The organism is Vibrio eleionomae (genome assembly GCF_009874545.1).
Lineage (GTDB): Bacteria > Pseudomonadota > Gammaproteobacteria > Enterobacterales > Vibrionaceae > Vibrio > Vibrio nitrifigilis.
In genome coordinates, this window is sequence record NZ_WEKT01000001.1 from 89,480 (window position 1) to 107,474 (window position 17,995).

The following is a 17,995-nucleotide window of genomic DNA, read 5'->3' on the forward strand; positions in this document are numbered from 1 at the left end:
GAGTCCACTGTTAAACAAATTCAACCAAATGTCATCGACTAAGTTCATCTTCTAGCCACTTTATCGCTAAATCGAGCGCTTGCTCATATCCTTGTGAAATTGTTTTGCTTTTTATTTGCGTAGCTTTGCCATATTGACTAAAGAGAGCCAGCAATTGGTTATCTGAATGGGGACAAACAGGATCCCCCTCCATCCCTAATGCTAATATAGGCACTTTAGTGCGTCGACTAGATAAAAACCCTTGCACTTTCAATGACCAAGCCATGATTTGCCCCGCCATACTACTAATATCAACAGCGTTTTTTCCTAACCGAGAAGCCAACACATCCAAATACATTTTGGACATTTTCTTCAACTTGTCAGGCGCAACAAACACGTCGTGAATAGGCGCGCCTAAAGTAACACAAGCTTTTACTCTCTCAGGTTCCAAGAAGGATAAACGCGCCATGGCATTACCACCAAATCGAAAACCAACCAAGCCAACACGGCGATGATCCACCCACGGTAAATCATAAAGTTGATGTAAGACTTCTTGATGAAGAATGGACGTATTCTCACTGATGCTCCAGTGGCTGCTTTGGCCAATCGAAGGCATATCAATGGTTAACATTGCGATATCTCGCTGTGCAAAATAGTCACGGAAGAGTCGCCACATATCCGTCTGCAGACTATCTAGCCCGCCACTAACGATAACCACTGGCTTAGGCGTGTCCGTTTTTGCTAAATGCAAATGACCAATGATTTTTTTGCCTTGAAAAGGAAATTCCAGGCGCTTGACAACATACTGGGTTTGTTTAGCGCCTTCTTGATAGGCGGTATTAGCTAAGTTTTGCGCCTGCAACGCCAAACTATCATTTTTTAAATGCGGGTAACCGGCAATGCTGTAACACAATGCCGCGTTAAACCATTCGTCAGCGGCTACTTCACCTTCGTTATTTTTAGCACGTTGCTGATGACGCATTCCCAAGCGATTCCACTCAAATGTCCAATTCCCGCTGTGGTAGCCCATCACTGTATCGAGCCAAGTATCGACCGTACGTGAGTGTTTGGATGCAGCAATTCGAGCTAAAACTTCTTCTTGTTCAACAGGATCAATCCCCTGCCATATCCATTGCAGGCGTCTTAAATTTCGATACCAAGCAAAACCTTCCTCTTCCCGCTTTTTGCGCAGCAATTCAACGCTACTGGGTAAATAACTCGCTAATGCGGAGGTTTCTTTAGCTTGTTTATGCTTTCTAAATAACGTTTCAGAAAGGTTTTTACTTTGTTCTTCAGGCATATCAACGCGTCTCGTCGATGGAATAATGTTTTAGGCGCAAACCGAAAATCGTTCATCTAATTGCAGATAAGGTTATCCCGAGTACAACCTAACTGTCTATGATCCCGATTACGTTCATGATGACAATTACGTAACTCGGCAAAAGATACCAAAAAAAAATGGCCCTTAAGGGCCATTTCTTATAGGAAAGATTATCTTTATTTTTGCTTACGGTTGATTGGCTCAACGAAAGACAAAGATAGATCCCACGGCTGCTCAATCCAAGTATCTTGAGCAATATCAACAATGTATTGATCAACGAGATCTTTACCTGCAGGTTTAGCACAAACAGTCACAAATTTCGCTTTTGGGTACATTTCGCGGATTTTACGAGCAGTGTCGCCACTATCGACCAAATCATCAACGATCAAGTAACCTTCACCGTCGTGATCCGGTGCTTTAACTACTGTCATCTCATGCTGGTGATCGTGGTCGTAGCTAGAGATACACACAGTATCAACATAGCGAATACCTAATTCACGAGCGAGAATAGCAGCAGGAACCAAGCCACCACGGCTTACACCTAGGATACCTTTCCATTGTTCTGCAGGCATTTGAAGTTCAGCAAGCTGACGGCAGTACGCCTGCATATTGTCCCAAGTGATAACGAATTTTTTGCTCATTTGTATAACCTAAATTTGTAAAGTGTTGTATCTCTTATCCAAACGCATATTTCACGGCAAATACAATTGCCATGAACCAAACACTGACAGACACTTCGCGAGCTTTGCCACTTAATAGTTTGATGAGTGCATAAGAAATGAAACCAAAAGAGATACCCTCAGCAATTGAGTATGTCATTGGCATCATGATACATGTAACGGCAGCAGGTGCCGCTTCTGTTAGATCATGCCAATCGATATCAGCAAGACCAGAAAGCATTAGAACAGATACATACAGCAGCGCACCAGCTGTTGCATAAGCAGGGATCATTCCTGCAACTGGAGAGAAGAATAATGCAAGCAGGAACAAAATGCCAACAACAACTGCAGTTAAACCAGTACGGCCACCAGCGGCAACGCCCGCAGTACTCTCTACGAATGACGTCGTGTTTGAGGTACCAAATAGCGCGCCGATAGACGTTGCGGTTGAGTCAGCAAGTAGAGCGCGGTTTAACCGTGGTAATTTGCCGTCTTTATCAACCAAGCCCGCTTTAGTCGCGACGCCCATTAAAGTACCAGCCGTATCAAAAAGGTCGACAAATAGGAAAGCGAATACAATTGAAATCATCCCAACTTGGAATACACCTGCGAAATCCAACTGAAGGAAAGTGGGTGCAATGCTTGGTGGCGCAGAAAAAATACCGTGGTATTGAACGTCGCCTAGCAAAATGCCAAGAACAGTAACAATCAAGATTGAAATCATAACTGCGCCAGGAACTTTACGGTTCACCAAACCTACGGTAATGAAGAAGCCTGCAGCTGCCAGCAAACATTTCATTGAAGTGATATCACCTAATGAAATCAAAGTCGCTGGGTTATCAACGATAATGCCTGCACTTTGTAGCGCGATAAACGCCAAGAACAAGCCAATCCCCGAAGATATACCCATACGAAGAGACATAGGTATCGAGTTAATAATCCATTCACGAATGCGGAACAAGCTTAGTAGGATAAAAAGTACACCAGAACAGAATACTGCTGCTAGCGCTACTTCCCATGAGTAATGCATTCCTTTAACAACAGCAAAAGTAAAGAATGCATTGAGTCCCATACCAGGCGCTAATGCAATTGGGTAATTAGCAATAAAGCCCATGATAAAGCAGCCAGCAGCAGCAGCTAAACACGTTGCTACGAATACGGCTCCACGATCCATCCCTGTTTCAGATAAAATCGCTGGGTTCACAAAAATGATGTATGCCATTGTCAGGAAGGTAGTTAATCCTGCAATGATCTCAGTGCGCACGCTAGTCCCGTGTTCACCGAGTTTAAAGAGTTTTTCCAGCATGTTCGATTCCTATAAAGGTAAAATTAGTAAACGGTTGCGTAATCGATTGGGCGCCGATTATAAAGTCATAATTTCACAAATTCCAGATGGAATTGGTTGCGCATCACATTTTTCGCAGAAAACCATGCAAACAATCAGCGCAATATTCACACGATTTAGAATATTAGCACCAATTTCTGGTGCAATAACAACACAATTGGCTCCTGACCAACTAATCAACATTTGTTTCTCTCTGTTGTCAGAAAATTTTTTAAAATGTGCGGCAAGTCGCTACTTAATTATCAAAGAGCGAAGAAATCTTAGCGGTAAACTACGGTGATAATTTGCTTCTATCTGGTACCAACACTTTATATTAACTGGTACTAAGTTTGGCCCCATTTTCTCGCTACCATGAGCCTATAGAACCAAGTAACAAGCAGATTGATAAATCCTTGCTATCGATGCGTTCACATTAAGGGAAATAATCATCTGAGTGGGAAGTTGCCCATTCAATGTTATTTGACATCATGAGCTATGAAATAAGGACATACATCATGACAAATATGGAATGGCAAAGCCGTAAAGAAAAAGTGATTTGTAAAGGTGAAGCAAACCTTGCACCGATCTACGCTGCCAAAGCAAAAAACGCGATCATCACTGACATCGAAGGTAATGAATATATCGACTTTGCTGCTGGCATCGCAGTAAATAACACTGGTAACTCTCACCCTCGAATCGTCGCAGCAGTTAAAGCTCAGCTAGAAAACTTTAGCCATACCTGCTCAACAGTTGTTCCTTACACTAGCTTTGTTGAACTCGGTGAAGGTGTCGTTGAAGCAGCACCTGGTGATTTTGCTAAAAAAGCGGCATTTCTTACCACTGGCTCTGAAGCTGTAGAAAACGCCATTAAATTTGCTCGCCACTACACAGGGCGCCCAGGTGTGATTGCCTTTAAAGGCGGCTTCCATGGTCGTACTAATATGTGTATGGGTCTAACAGGAAAAGTGAACCCTTATAAAGCTGGGTTTGGCCCCTTCCCAAACAACATATACCACCTACCATACCCTAACGAGTATCATGGTGTGACAGAGCAAGAAAGCTTATCTGCGATTGATGATTTATTTGCTTGTGATATCGAACCGTCACAAATTGCAGCGATCATTTTTGAACCTATCCAAGGTGAAGGAGGCTTCTATCAAGCACCTGCTTCTTGGGTAAAAGAGATCCGAGCTCTATGTGATAAACATGGCATTGTCATGATCTGTGACGAAATCCAAAGTGGTTTTGCTCGTACAGGTAAAATGTTTGCTTGTGAATATTATGATGTGGTTCCAGATCTTATCACTATTGCCAAAGGCCTCGGTGGCGGTTTCCCTATTTCAGGTGTTGTTGGTCGTGCAGAAATCATGGATCATCCTCAAGCTGGCGGTATTGGCGGAACATATGCTGGTAACGCACTGGCATGTACCGCTGCTGTTGAAGTGTTAAAAGTCATCAAAGAAGAACAGCTGTGTGAACGTGCACAACATATTGGCTTGCTGTTCAAAGAACAGCTAGAAAGCATGCAACGTGATATTCCTCAAATTGGAGATATCCGCCAAGTTGGTTTAATGGCTGCTGTTGAATTTAATGACCCAGAAACGGGCGCCCCATTAGCAACCCTTACCAAACAGTTGGTGAAAAAAGCCAATGAAAATGGCCTAATCTTGCTGTCATGTGGTGTCAAAGGTAATGTGGTACGTTTCTTACCTCCATTAACGATTGAAACTGAGTTAGTAGTGAAAGGATTAGAGATTGTAAAAACTCAACTTTTAGATCTCACCAAATAACGATCTAAAATACATTCCCAACATCATATTAAAGACATTTAAGGCAGTGAATCATCACTGCCTTTTCTTTATACCCAAATGACCTCAAGATGCAGGATTCAGAGCTTCATCAACGAGCCTAGGTCAAGCTCAATCACTTTTCTTACAGGCAAAAAAAACGCCACCTCATAGTGAGCTGGCGGTGAATTATGATAAGTCCAATTGGACTTTCAAAGAATTCCAATAATTAGGGGTGAACAAACTGTTCGAGTCACAAGTCTTGGGGGGTAACCTCGACTTGAGGAACAGTGACGCTAAGCTGCAAACGGTCAATTCGCCTTAACACCACTGGGTAAACCTTTGAAGATCGTAAGAAATCAAACCCTACGATTGATCTCTCAACTTCCTTAAATGATCTTCTGACTCGTCCATTGAGCTTTAACTTCAACATCGAAGTTGGTTATAAATATACCACAGAGAAAATTTATTACAAGAGTTACGGTGATAAAAATCACATATATTTCATTTTTTGATTTATATCAATTAAATTATGTAATTTAATTACAGAATTTAATACTTTATATGACTAAAAAACATCAAAATAGATCATGAGGATACATATCGTTTCATAATGGAATGATCTTTGTCCCACAAAGTGAGGTCATCAATCTCGCTTTTTAAAACTACTCCCATTACTAGCACAGTGGTATGCTGTAACCGATATACCCAAGTCACTTCTACACATCGAATTGAATCACTGGATTGAAGTAGCACTTTTTTCCTCAATAAGAGCAAAACGAAGTCGTTTGGTTATGTAAACCATCTCTTTTTTAGATCAGCAAGATTAAGATCTAAGACGAATACACATTTAGGAGTTATCTGTGTCTGAATTCCATTCTGAAATAAGCCAGCTGTCGCCTGCCCCTGTATGGCAATTTTTTGACAAAATCTGTTCTATTCCCCACCCGTCGAAACACGAAGAGCAACTGGCTCAATTCATTGTTGATTGGGCGACCAGCGAAGGATTAGAAGTTCGCCGTGATAACACGGGTAACGTTTTTATTAAAAAGCCTGCGACCACAGGCATGGAACACAAGAAAGGGGTTGTTCTTCAAGCGCACATCGATATGGTGCCGCAAAAAAATGAAGATACAGACCATGATTTTACGAAAGATCCAATTCAACCATATATTGATGGGGAATGGGTAACAGCCAAAGGCACAACTCTTGGTGCCGATAATGGGATTGGCATGGCAACATGTTTAGCTGTTCTTGCATCAAAAGACATCAAGCATGGTCCTATCGAAGTTCTGCTTACTATTGATGAAGAAGCAGGTATGACCGGCGCGTTTGGGCTTGAAGCCGGTTGGTTAGAAGGCGATATTCTTCTGAACACCGATTCAGAACAAGAAGGTGAAGTTTACATGGGCTGTGCTGGCGGTGTAGATGGAGCACTTGGTTTTTCTATCCAACGTGAAGCCATTCCTGCAGGTTACGTAACTCGTAAAATCGTATTAAAAGGCCTAAAAGGTGGTCACTCTGGTGCCGACATTCACACAGGGCGTGCCAATGCTAATAAACTTTTAGCCCGTTTCTTTGCCGATCACACAGCAGGGTTAGATCTGCGCTTAATTGATTTTAATGGCGGTACATTACGTAATGCAATTCCTCGCGAAGCTTTTGCCACAGTAGCTGTCGCAGCAGACTCTCAAGCGGTTTTAGACAAAGCTCTTAACGCTTATACGCTACTCATTCAAGAAGAGTTGCATAAGATTGAAACAAACATCATCACACTCAATGAAACCATTGACACTGAACAAAATGTGTTTACTCAGGAGTCTCAAGCTACCTTTATCGCAGGGCTAAATGCTTGTCCAAACGGTGTTATGCGTATGAGTGATGAAATTCCTGGAGTGGTAGAAACATCATTGAACGTTGGTGTAGTTACTACTGAGCAAGATAAAGTCACCGTATTGTGCCTTATCCGCTCTTTAATTGACTCTGGACGTATCCAAATTGAAGGGATGCTGACATCTATCGCTCAACTATCAGGCGCGACCATCGAATTAGCTGGTGCTTATCCTGGTTGGAAACCCGATGCTGACTCTGACATTATGCATTTATTCCGCGATATGTACCAAGGTATCTACGGACACAAACCGAATATCATGGTTATTCATGCGGGCCTAGAATGTGGCTTGTTTAAGAAACCTTACCCAGAAATGGATATGATTTCATTCGGCCCAACGATTAAATTCCCTCACTCTCCTGATGAAAAAGTGAAAATTGATACGGTAGGATTGTTCTGGCAACAGATGGTTTCTCTTCTAGAGCACATCCCAGCGAAAGCATAAATCACTGCGACGCTACCCTACTTCAAACCGAGGCATACATAGTCTCGGTTTTTTATTATCACCTTGTCATTTCAATCCGTTTCCCTAACGCCTATTACAATCAAGATTGATAAAATAATTTTGTCGAAACGAACGATATTTTTCATTAGTCGTCATAAACTTATTACTGTTAGAGTCCGCGCCTTTAGACGTACACTTCACAGGTGCAAAGCAGTCTATCAACTCACGTTACGCTACATTTTAGTAATGAAAACAAATAGTCCTTTAAGTAGAAAAGACATGGCAATGACAGAAAAAATGATGGTTGGATGGCGAGAAACCTTAAGCCTACCCAGTTTAGGCATTGAAAAAATCAATGCAAAAATCGATACCGGAGCAAAAACGTCTTGTTTACATGCTTTTAAAGTCGAACCTTTTACCCGCGATGAACAACCTTGGGTACGCTTTTCGATGCATCCTATTCAGCGTGACGACTCTTTGGTTGTGGAATGTGAAGCGCCGGTCGTAGATGAACGCGTTGTTCGTGATTCTGGCGGCCATGAAGAAAAACGTTATGTTATTGTCGCGACCATTGAATTAGGCCAGCAACGTTGGGAAGCTGAAATCACTCTCACCAACCGAGAAAATATGGCATTTCGTATGCTCTTGGGACGAACCTCTATGCATCATCGCATCACTGTCGATCCCGTCGCGTCTTTTTTAATTCCATTTAAGGAAACAAAATAATGAAAATTGGTATTCTATCGCGTAACGCTTCGCTTTATTCCACTAAACGTTTGATTGAAGCGAGCAAACAGCGTGGCCATGAAGTAAAAGTCATTGATGCGCTGCGTTGTTATATGAATATCAATTCCGAGCAGCCAGAAATTCACTGTAAGGGTGAACAATTGTCTGATATCGATGCTGTGATTCCACGTATTGGTTCATCAGTCACATTTTATGGCACTGCGGTGTTGCGCCAGTTTGAAATGATGGGTGTTTACCCAGTTAATGAATCAGTGGCGATTAGCCGTTCACGTGACAAACTACGCTCAATGCAACTATTATCACGTAAAGGTATCGGTATGCCGATCACTGGTTTTGCCAGCAAACCCGATGATGTGAAAGATCTATTAGACATGGTTGGCGGCGCTCCAGTGGTGATCAAGCTACTTGAGGGAACTCAAGGTATCGGTGTCGTACTGGCTGAAACTCGCACGGCTGCCGAAAGTGTTATCGAAGCCTTTATGGGTTTAAAAGCCAATATCATGGTGCAAGAATACATTAAAGAAGCTGGCGGAGCTGATATTCGCTGCTTTGTTATAGGTGATAAAGTCATTGCATCAATGAAACGCCAAGGTGCCGAAGGCGAATTTCGTTCTAACTTACACCGCGGCGGAAGTGCTTCTCTCATCAAAATCACACCACAAGAGAGAAAAACCGCAGTTGAAGCGGCAAGAGTGATGGGACTGAATGTGGCTGGTGTTGACTTACTCCGTTCAGCTCGCGGCCCACTGGTGATGGAAGTAAACTCATCACCTGGCCTTGAAGGAATAGAAGCTGCAACTGGCAAAGACATTGCTGGGATGATCATTGAATTCATTGAAAAGAATGCAGCGAAAAAAGGAACCAAGACACGTGGAAAAGGCTAAGATAAGGCACAAAAATACCGCATATCAACTTTTGGGGGAATCCGTTCCCCCAGCTAGTCGAATGGTAATAGAGCTTGAGGGAGCAAAACTTTATACTCACTCACCACTTTCTATTCCAATCGAAGTCATCAATGGGGCACAAAAAGGCCCAGTGATGATGGTGAATGCCGCCATTCATGGCGATGAACTCAATGGTGTAGAAATTGTTCGTCAACTGGTAAACAGCATTGATGAAAACAAATTGAAAGGAACACTCATTGCTGTTCCTATAGTGAATGTATTTGGATTTATTCACAAATCTCGCTATCTGCCTGACCGCCGAGATCTTAACCGCTGCTTTCCTGGCAGCGATAAAGGCTCACTTGCCTCCCGTATGGCGTATACGTTCTTTTCTCAAGTCGTCACTCAATGCCAATATATTATTGATCTTCACACTGGTGCGATTCACCGTACTAATCTGCCTCAAATTCGTGCCGACCTAAGCAGTCCAGAAACGTTAAGAATTGCTAAAGCTTTCGGAACGCCAGTAACCATAGATTCTCCATTACGTGGAGGCTCATTGCGTAGCGAAGCGGAAAAATGTGGGATTAATGTTCTCACTTACGAAGCCGGTGAAGCTCTGCGCTTTGATCCCTTGGCTATTCATGCTGGCGTGATGGGCATTAAACGTACCATGCAAGAAATTGGTATGTTACGAAAAAGTCGCCGAAAAACACCAGAAACTTTCATAGCTAAATCGACCAGTTGGACCAGAGCTGAATCCGACGGCATTGTACGAACCGTCGTTCAGTTAGGTGATAAAGTCGAAAAAGGGCAAATTCTTGCTTACGTCAATGCACCACTGGGTAAAGCTAAAGTTGAACTTAAAGCCAGTAAAGGTGGCATTATTATTGGCCAACAAACTTTACCACTGGTTAACGAAGGGGATGCCATTTTTAATATTGCGAACTTCTCTCAAGATGACGACAAAGTTGAGCAGTTGGTGGAAGATTTTATCGAAGATATTAGCGACATGGATTTAGAGCCCCTCACAACAGGACACTTACAGATAGGCAGTTAATGCCTGATTTTTAAGTCATTAGGCTCAGTGCCCCAACTCTATGGGGCACGGTATTTTCGACTCAGTTAAATGAAGCCCAAATAATTGCTATCACCATTAACGGACAAACAAATCGCACATACCAAGGCCAGATTTTTCCAAACGTTGACTGACGAAATTCTGTAAAGCCTTGCTCAAGCTCTTTCAACTTCGTGTTTCGATTCCATACCCAGCCACCAAACAGACAGAACAATAACGCTGTAAAAGGTTGTAGATATTGAGTAGCAACCGTTGCCACTAAACCAAACAGGTCTGCAAAGTGATAAACAATCACGACACTAAAAATCGCTATAATCCCGCCTAGAATCCAACTGGTTGGCGTGCGTTTAGTGTGAAAACGCTCTCCCACAAGAGCAACCGGACACTCTAACATCGAGATAGACGATGTCAGTGCTGCAATAGTTAAGAGTAAGAAAAACACCACAGCAAATAGCTGCCCAAGTAACCCTAAACTATCAAACATCATAGGTAGTACTCGAAATACCAAAGTATCTGAACTCAACAAAGAACCATCTGGCGCATAAATTTGTACGCCTTTATGCATGGCAACAAACATCGCAGGTAATACAACCAGACCAGCAATAAACGCCACAGCAGTATCAACTAACGTCACATTCATCGCCATTTTAGGTAGGTTTTCTTTCTTGCTGAGGTATGAACCATAAATTAGCATTGAGCATCCGCCAATGGTTAGAGAGAAAAATCCCTGTCCCATTGCAGCTAGGATTAATTTTTTATCCCAAATCTTATTAAAATCAGGAATCAAATAATGGCGTAGACCTTCTACTGCCCCTTGCTGCATCATGATATAGACAAACAACACCACAAAAAGAGCAAAGAGTGCCGGCATCAGTCGAGTTGACCATTTTTCGATACCTTGTTTTACGCCACCTTGAACGATCAGAATAGTAAAAATATAAAATACGATCGTTCCCAACAGATTACGCTCAACACTAAATCCTTTAAGCCATGTAGTGGCCGCTTCCCAGCCTAAGATATCGGTCATTGCACCGAGCATATAGCAGATAATCCAGCCACCCACAATACTATAAAATGCAAGCACAGCACTGGGCACACTTAAACCTACCCATCCAACGGTTGCCCCCAAGCGTTTAGTCTTTTTATCACTGGTTAAAGCGCGCATGCTATCAACCGGGTTTGCTTGTCCATACCGACCTATCGCCATTTCAACAACCAACATGGGATAAGCAACGACCAAGATCAAAACAAGATAAACCAATAGAAATGCCCCACCACCATTAGTGGCGGCCTGAGTTGGAAACCCCCAAATATTACCAAGCCCGACAGCAGCACCTGCTGCAGCTAAAATAAAGCCAAGTCGAGAGCCGAATGTTTCGCGGGAATTTGCCTGTGTCATGCTTACTCACAATACCAATGAACTAGTTAGCTAGTACGATAAATTAAAACAACTACTCATGCAAACTTTAAAAACATATATAACCAGATAAATATGATTTTTATAACATTAAACTCTAATAATAAACCAAATTTAAGATTTGTATTTTAAGCAAAAAAAAATACCCTACCTTAGTAGGGTATCTCATCGATTCTGTGAGAGGACATATAGGGTTATATGGTAAATACTTGGTAATCTTTCAACTCAGGAATCTTTTTATGCAGTGATTGCTCTTGTTCAACCATGTCATCAACCGAGTCACACAGCTCATCACGCTTTTTCTCAACTTCTTGCTTGTGATCATTTAGCTGTTTCGTCATTTTTTTCTTCAATTCTTCCATGGTGTTGTTTAACTGAGTCAGATTAAAACCACCATCTTGCTTCATACTTGTCGCGACCGTATTAAATGCACTAGTTAAAAACTCGCTGCTGAAGAGTGTCTGTGCTTTTTTAAACTCTTCTGTCCATTGCTTCTGCATGTTATCAAAAGAACTGGCCGGAAAGACAAACTCGCCGTTTTTATAATACCGACTCTGGATTTTGTCGCTGTATGCCTTAACACTCTGCTTCAAATTATCAAAAGCATGAGGAGCCTTTAAGCTAGTAGCGACATCATCAATAATGCCATCAGCTAAAGTTAGCCCATCGCTAATCATCTTTTGTACCTTAGGTACACTTTGATTCAAACTTTGACGAAATTGTCCGACTTGAGATTTTTGCTCGTCGTTTAAGTTAACCTTTTTGCCATCAATAACCACATTATTGTCCGGCTGCAATTTAGCAACTTGGCCATCGGCTCGGTGAATTTCAACTTTAGAACCATCGAGATGAATTTCATTTTTCACGTCAACACGACACTGAGCTGCCCATACTGAAGAACTGGCCATGAAAGCCGTAAAAAATAGTAATACTTTTTTCATTATCATCTCTCGTTTAACCGATTAAATTCTTTGCTCGAGTAGTTTACCGAACTTTGCTTTTATACCCAAGTCACATCAAAATACGGCGGTGTCAAATACCTAAATAACAAAATAGTTAAATATCAAAAAAGCTTAGCTGCTCTGCGGGAAGTTCTGGTTTTAACATCACTGATAACCCCAATAAACGAATTTCACGACCTTGCTGGCGCTTAAGCACATCACTAAGTAACCCTTTAAAGTCATCCAGTTCAAGTTGGTGATGAATATGTTCAATGGTCGTCAGTTGAAAATCAGCAAACTTAACCTTTATACCCTGCTTTATGATGGCTCGTTCTGGAGAAGCTTTGGTGAGTCGTTGGTCAAGTTCTGGAAATAATTTCTGTTCAATAACCTGCCAACATTCCTCATAACTGGAAATATTTTCACTAAACGTACGCTCAACACCAACCGATTTACGCTCCCGCTCAACCACGATATCTCGCGCATCGACCCCATGGCTCTTCTTCCATAGAGAAGCCCCTAACCGGCCAAACTTAATCAGTAAATCTCTATAATCACTATTTTTAATATCCTCACACAGATAAAAACCAGCACGATGCAATTTTTCTAAGCTTACTTTTCCAACCCCTGGGATTTTTTCTAACGGTAATTTATCAACGACCGCTTGCACTTTATCAGGCGGAATAACGAATTGCCCATTAGGTTTGTTCATATCGGACGCAACCTTAGCCAGAAACTTGATAGGAGCCACTCCAGCAGATGCTGTCAAGTGTAATTCTTGCCAAATATCACGGCGAATAGCTTCAGCAATAAGGGTGGCACTTCCATGACACAACGTTGTATTGGACACATCTAAATAGGCTTCATCTAAAGAAAGAGGTTCAATAATGTGGGTATATCGGTGAAAAATCGTATGGATCTGTCGAGATACATCTTTATAAACAGACATACGTCCCGGCACCAACAATAGATGCGGGCAAAGCTTAAAAGCTTGCGCTGTTGGCATTGCAGAATGTAAACCGTATTGTCGCGCCTCATAGTTACAAGTACTCAACACGCCTCTCTGCTTCTGGTTACCACCAACAGCAAGAGGTCGACCTCTGTATTGAGGGTTATCTCTCATCTCAACGGCGGCGTAAAAACAGTCCATATCAATATGAATGATTTTCCGTTGTTGTGATATATTTTCCACAGCCAACCCTCAACGCTGTATATAAAAACAGTGTAGATGAGATTTTTGCACAATCGATGATGAAAAGAAAGCTGAGTCCACACTTACTAGGAATTAAACTGTTTTAGTATTCGGATTAACAATTATTTTTCGCAATTTTCTTTTGTCATTTCTATGCTTAAAAAGTCTCAGACTAAGTGCTGTACGCAAAACTCAGGCGGTTGACTCTCCAAATGACCTCAAGATGTAGCATTCTGAGGTTACTGGGTATGAACACAATATTATGATTGATACCATGCCTGCCTGATATTCGCGAAGCAATGTAACTCCTAAAAACAATTGAACATGAAAGGATATCTCGTTGGATAACAAAGTATTGGTTGTTGAAGATAGCCGCGCATTTCGCAACTACTTACAGAATCAATTAACCAACTTAGGCTACGAAGTGATTTGCTCTGAATCTTTAGCCGAAACAAAAACAATTTTGGCGCAAGAACGTGATTTTTTCTGCACCATCTTAGATTATTGCTTACCTGACGCTCAAGACGGAGAAGCAATAGACTTAGTTCTTGATGCGAAACAAAAAGTGGTGGTTCTCACCGCTACCTTTAATGATGTTATTCGTGAACGTTTTATCGCAAAAGGCGTTTTAGACTACATTTTAAAAGATAGCATGAGCTCTGTTTCTTATCTGATTCCAATGATGAAGCGCTTGCTGAACAACAAACAGCATCACGCTCTCGTTGTCGACGACTCAAAGACCGTGCGCCGTCATGTTTCTCAATTGCTCGAACATCAATACCTCCACACCACCTTAGCTATCGATGGGAAAGATGCTTTACAAAAGATACAAGACAATCCAGACATCAGTATTATCATTACCGATCATGACATGCCCAATATGGACGGCATTGAAATGATTCGTGAAATTCGAATGAAATACAGTAAGAACGAATTAGCGATCCTGGGTGTGTCGAGTTCAGACGATAAAACGATGACAGCTCGTTTTCTTAAAGCTGGCGCCAATGACTTTTTGGTTAAACCGTTTAATCAAGAAGAGTTTTATTGCCGAGTACATCAACTACTCGATATGAAAGAAGCGACCTCAGAACTCTATAGATTGGCCAATGAAGATGCTTTGACCGGATTGTGGAATCGTCGCTATTTCTTCAGTCAGGATGAAAACACGAGTGATAGTTATCAAAGACACATTGCAATGATGGATATCGATTACTTTAAGAAAGTTAATGACACCTATGGCCATGATGGCGGTGATAAAGTACTCACCTCTATTGCTCATATCCTTAGGCTCTATTTTGCTGATGCGGTGGTAGCACGATTTGGTGGCGAAGAGTTTTGCATTCAGTTTTGCGGTGAATATCAATCATTTATCAATCGATTAGAGAATATGCGTCATCGTGTAGAAAATACCTCTATCCCATTTAATGAAGATTCTATCCGGATAACTATGAGTATTGGGGCGGTCAAAGGCGAGAAAAAGAGAATGGTAGAACAGTTAATTAATATTGCAGACGACAGACTCTATCAGGCAAAAAATAGTGGGCGTAATCAGCTCATTTATCAATGATAGATAGTCTGCTACACCCATGTTCACGTTGGTATTTATAAAATAAATACCAACATCTTATCCCAAATTATGCGATTCGGTCTTTTTCCCATTCTGCAATCATAGCGGCACGTTTTGCCGCTTTAGCTTCACGACGTTTACGCGCATCACAAGGTTCTGGGCAGTTACACACTTTTTCAATACCCACTGCACCTAAGCCGCCACAACTACCACGCACGACTTTTCTTTGAAAAATATAGCCTACTGCCATTGCTGCAATCACACAGACAAAAACAGCGAACGTAATAAGGAATGTATTCATACAATCTGCTCACTCTATTCTTGCTGTTTCAAATAAGGATGAAACCTTTCTGAAACTAGTTCTTTAAATCCTTCGTCAGTTTTGACTATCATCAGCACCGCGATCTGATTCTGCTCAGCGACCTGCATTCCTTTTTTATCACCAAGCACCATTAGTCCTGTTGCTAATCCATCAGCCGTCATACACGATGAATGGATTACGGTTACCGACACCACACGGTTATCTATCGGCTTACCCGTATCTGGATCGATAATATGCGAATAACGCCGACCCTCTTGCTCAAAATAGTTGCGATAATCACCGGAAGTGGCGATTGCCATTTCACCGGGTGAAATCACATGTTGCACCAACCGCTGCTCAGCAATTGGCTTTTCTAATGCGATACGCCATTTGGTATTATCAAGCCTATGGCCTTTAACCTTTATCTCACCACCGATCTCAACCATATAATTATCTATATGGTTATCTTCGAGGTACTTTGCCACTTTATCAGCCGCAAACCCTTTCGCTAACGTCGATAAGTCAACATAAAGGTTAGCCATATCTTTGGTAACAAATAACCCATCAAGCTTAAGATGCTGTATGCCTACTCTCTGTTTACCCTGTTGCAAAGCTTGCTCGCTAGGAATCTTATTAGGACGTCCATTGGGACCAAACCCCCATAAGTTAACCAGCGGTCCTACTGTGACATCGAGTTTCCCCAGGGTCAATGAATGTAAACGAATAGCTTCAGCCAACACCGTTGCCGTATCCGGAGATATACCAAACGGGGTATTGCTCTGAAAACGATTGAAACGACTGAGTTCCGATTCAGGTAAATACGTCGACATCTGATCATTCACTTGCTGCAAGATTGCTCCAATCTCACTTTGCACTTGCTCTGCATCAGGTGCTAACTCATTCGTCACATACTTTATATTGAACCGAGTTCCCATTGTGGGACCACTTAAATGTTGCTGCTCGACCGATGGAGAACACCCCATCAATAGAAATAACCAACAAGCACATAAGAACGCTTTCAATGTTACACCACACCTATTTTGTGTAGTGATGTTAATCTTTGTCAGGCGTGAGCCTGATAATTTCAACATCAATATAGGAAAAAGACCGACTTTTTCATATGTTGACGTTTGACTCTTTGTTTTGCCGACCCAAACAAAGAATGGCTGACTCAGTTGAGTCAGCCATAAACACTTTAGACTATTTGGTGATTAACCACCAAAGTCATCCAATAGAATGTTTTCGTCTTCAACACCTAGGTTGTGAAGCATGTTGATTACCGATGCGTTCATGATCGGTGGACCACACATGTAGAATTCACAATCTTCTGGTGCATCATGATCACGTAGGTAGTTTTCGTACACAACGTTATGGATGAAGCCTGTGTAACCATCCCAGTTATCTTCTGGAAGAGGATCAGACAGCGCAACATGCCATGTGAAGTTGTCGTGCTCAGCAGCTAGTTGATCAAAATCTTCAACGTAGAACATTTCACGAGTAGAACGAGCACCGTACCAGAACGAAATCTTACGTTTAGTATCTAGACGTTTTAGCTGGTCGAAGATATGAGAACGCATAGGAGCCATACCTGCACCACCACCGATAAATACCATTTCAGCGTCAGTCTCTTTCGCGAAGAACTCACCAAATGGACCAGAAATCGTACATTTATCACCTTCTTTAAGTGACCAAATGTAAGAAGACATTTGACCCGGTGGTACGTCTGGGTTGTTTGGCGGCGGAGTCGCAATACGTACGTTCAGCATGATGATGCCGTGCTCTTCTGGGTAGTTCGCCATAGAGTATGCACGGATAATTGGTTCATCCACTTTAGACTCGTAGCGGAACAGATTGAATTTGTCCCAGTCTTCACGGAATTTCTCAGGTACATCGTAGTCTGAGTATTTCACGTGGTGAGCTGGTGCTTCAATCTGAATGTAACCACCTGCACGGAACGGTACAGATTCACCATCAGGAATTTGCAGTTTAAGCTCTTTGATGAAGGTTGCTTTGTTATCGTTAGAGATAACAGTACATTCCCATTTTTTCACACCAAAAATTTCTTCTGGCAATTCAATTTCCATGTCTGTTTTCACAGCAACTTGACATGAAAGACGTTCACCTTCACGCGCTTCACCTTTAGTAATATGGTCAAGCTCGGTAGGTAGAATGTCGCCACCACCAGATTTTACTCTTACACGACACTGGCCACAAGAACCACCGCCACCACAAGCAGAAGATACAAAAACACCTGCACCAGCAAGTGCAGACAGTAGCTTACCACCTGGCTGAGTCACGAACCCTTTCTCAGGGTCGCCATTGATAGAGATTGTAATGTCACCCGTTGGAACTAGCTTAGATTTAGCGAATAGAATCACTAACACTAATACTAGAACAATCAGGGTAAACATCACTACACCAAGAATAATGTCCATTGACTATTCCTTAATTGTTGCGGTTTA

At 42.0% G+C, this 17,995-nt stretch carries 15 protein-coding genes; 6 read left to right on the forward strand and 9 right to left on the reverse strand.

Features of this window, described 5'->3' with window-relative positions:
• Positions 1–31: 31 nt before the first annotated feature.
• The 3 genes from frsA to F9817_RS00510 all read right to left on the reverse strand — a co-directional run bounded on the left by frsA (position 32) and on the right by F9817_RS00510 (position 3,265).
• The gene (frsA, locus tag F9817_RS00500; RefSeq protein WP_161152999.1) at positions 32–1,279 is read right to left on the reverse strand and encodes an esterase FrsA; all 1,248 of its coding nucleotides are present in this window, start codon (positions 1,277–1,279) and stop codon (positions 32–34) included.
• A 197-nt stretch (positions 1,280–1,476) separates the two neighbouring features.
• Positions 1,477–1,941, reverse strand: a complete 465-nt coding sequence (gpt, locus tag F9817_RS00505) for a xanthine phosphoribosyltransferase (protein ID WP_161153000.1) — start codon at positions 1,939–1,941, stop codon at positions 1,477–1,479.
• Positions 1,942–1,975: 34 nt separating this feature from the next.
• Positions 1,976–3,265: an NCS2 family permease gene (locus tag F9817_RS00510; protein WP_161153001.1), complete on the reverse strand. Its 1,290-nt coding sequence runs from the start codon at positions 3,263–3,265 to the stop codon at positions 1,976–1,978.
• A gap of 533 nt (positions 3,266–3,798) precedes the next feature.
• Here F9817_RS00510 and gabT point away from each other — a divergent pair.
• The 5 genes from gabT (at position 3,799) to F9817_RS00535 (ending at position 10,097) form a co-directional block, all read left to right on the forward strand.
• Positions 3,799–5,073 carry a 4-aminobutyrate--2-oxoglutarate transaminase gene (gabT, locus tag F9817_RS00515; RefSeq protein WP_161153002.1) on the forward strand — a complete coding sequence of 425 codons (1,275 nt, stop codon included), beginning with the start codon at positions 3,799–3,801 and terminating at the stop codon, positions 5,071–5,073.
• Positions 5,074–5,933: 860 nt separating this feature from the next.
• A complete protein-coding gene (locus F9817_RS00520; RefSeq protein WP_161153003.1) occupies positions 5,934–7,406 on the forward strand; it encodes an aminoacyl-histidine dipeptidase in 1,473 nt (490 codons plus the stop codon).
• A gap of 285 nt (positions 7,407–7,691) precedes the next feature.
• Complete coding sequence (locus F9817_RS00525) at positions 7,692–8,132, forward strand: ATP-dependent zinc protease family protein (protein WP_161153004.1); 441 nt, start codon at positions 7,692–7,694, stop codon at positions 8,130–8,132.
• Positions 8,132–9,037, forward strand: coding sequence for a 30S ribosomal protein S6--L-glutamate ligase (rimK, locus tag F9817_RS00530; protein WP_161153005.1), 906 nt, complete (start codon positions 8,132–8,134; stop codon positions 9,035–9,037). The genes F9817_RS00525 and rimK overlap by 1 nt, the downstream gene beginning before the upstream one ends.
• Positions 8,997–10,097 carry a succinylglutamate desuccinylase/aspartoacylase family protein gene (locus F9817_RS00535; RefSeq protein ID WP_161153006.1) on the forward strand — a complete coding sequence of 367 codons (1,101 nt, stop codon included), beginning with the start codon at positions 8,997–8,999 and terminating at the stop codon, positions 10,095–10,097. The genes rimK and F9817_RS00535 overlap by 41 nt, the downstream gene beginning before the upstream one ends.
• 61 nt (positions 10,098–10,158) lie before the next feature.
• Here F9817_RS00535 and F9817_RS00540 read toward each other — a convergent pair whose 3' ends face one another.
• From F9817_RS00540 to dinB, 3 genes are all read right to left on the reverse strand, one after another.
• Complete coding sequence (locus tag F9817_RS00540) at positions 10,159–11,514, reverse strand: sodium-dependent transporter (protein ID WP_161153007.1); 1,356 nt, start codon at positions 11,512–11,514, stop codon at positions 10,159–10,161.
• 212 nt (positions 11,515–11,726) lie between these two features.
• Positions 11,727–12,473, reverse strand: a complete 747-nt coding sequence (locus tag F9817_RS00545) for a YggN family protein (protein ID WP_161153008.1) — start codon at positions 12,471–12,473, stop codon at positions 11,727–11,729.
• 115 nt (positions 12,474–12,588) lie between these two features.
• Positions 12,589–13,656, reverse strand: a complete 1,068-nt coding sequence (gene dinB / locus F9817_RS00550) for a DNA polymerase IV (RefSeq protein WP_161153137.1) — start codon at positions 13,654–13,656, stop codon at positions 12,589–12,591.
• 349 nt (positions 13,657–14,005) lie between these two features.
• On the opposite strand from dinB, the gene F9817_RS00555 reads away from it, so the two are divergent.
• A complete protein-coding gene (locus tag F9817_RS00555; RefSeq protein ID WP_161153009.1) occupies positions 14,006–15,232 on the forward strand; it encodes a GGDEF domain-containing response regulator in 1,227 nt (408 codons plus the stop codon).
• A 67-nt stretch (positions 15,233–15,299) separates the two neighbouring features.
• On the opposite strand, the gene nqrM is transcribed toward F9817_RS00555, so the two are convergent.
• From nqrM to nqrF, 3 genes are all read right to left on the reverse strand, one after another.
• The gene (gene nqrM, locus F9817_RS00560; protein WP_161153010.1) at positions 15,300–15,533 is read right to left on the reverse strand and encodes a (Na+)-NQR maturation NqrM; all 234 of its coding nucleotides are present in this window, start codon (positions 15,531–15,533) and stop codon (positions 15,300–15,302) included.
• 14 nt (positions 15,534–15,547) lie between these two features.
• A complete protein-coding gene (locus F9817_RS00565) occupies positions 15,548–16,516 on the reverse strand; it encodes an FAD:protein FMN transferase (protein WP_427916696.1) in 969 nt (322 codons plus the stop codon).
• Positions 16,517–16,744: 228 nt separating this feature from the next.
• Positions 16,745–17,968, reverse strand: a complete 1,224-nt coding sequence (gene nqrF, locus F9817_RS00570; protein WP_161153012.1) for an NADH:ubiquinone reductase (Na(+)-transporting) subunit F — start codon at positions 17,966–17,968, stop codon at positions 16,745–16,747.
• Positions 17,969–17,995 lie beyond the last annotated feature (27 nt).